Source organism: Dorea sp. 210702-DFI.3.125, assembly GCF_020560945.1.
Taxonomy (GTDB): domain Bacteria; phylum Bacillota; class Clostridia; order Lachnospirales; family Lachnospiraceae; genus Dorea; species Dorea formicigenerans.
The window spans coordinates 1-482 of sequence record NZ_JAJCNF010000084.1; the positions used below are offsets into that span (position 1 = coordinate 1).

The 482-nt window shown below is 52.9% G+C and carries 1 protein-coding gene; it reads left to right on the plus strand.

Translation table 11 applies throughout. The features are described from left to right. The coding region (locus LI164_RS15640; protein ID WP_227087379.1) for a recombinase zinc beta ribbon domain-containing protein at positions 1 to 482 on the plus strand (482 nt) is incomplete at both ends.

Genomic DNA, 482 nt, shown 5'->3' on the forward strand with positions numbered 1-482 from the left:
GACTACCGTTTCAAAATCGGCACGATTGGGGAAAAGAAGCCGGAGGACTGGATTGTAGTGGAGGGACAGCATGAACCGCTGATTGACCGCATGAGCTTTGACATTGTGCAGAACAAGCTGAAATCCCGCCAGCGTCCGGGGCAGACCAATGAAATCAGCCTGTTTGCCGGACTGATAAAATGCGGCGAGTGTGGGAAGTCGCTGACGATACGCTATACAAACGCAAAACATCCCCAGCAGATTTATTCCTGCAAGACCTACAATGCCTTTGGAAAGAACCACTGCACCCAGCACCGGATTGATTATGACACCCTTTACAGTCATGTGCTGCGAAAAATCCGGGAATGTGCCAGAGCTGCCCTGATGGACGGGAAAGCGGTTGCTGACCGCCTGACCAATACCTGTGAAGCCGAGCAGCGGGAACAGCGGGAAGCAATGGAACGCTCCCTTACAAGGGACGAGGAACGGATTGAGGTTCTGGA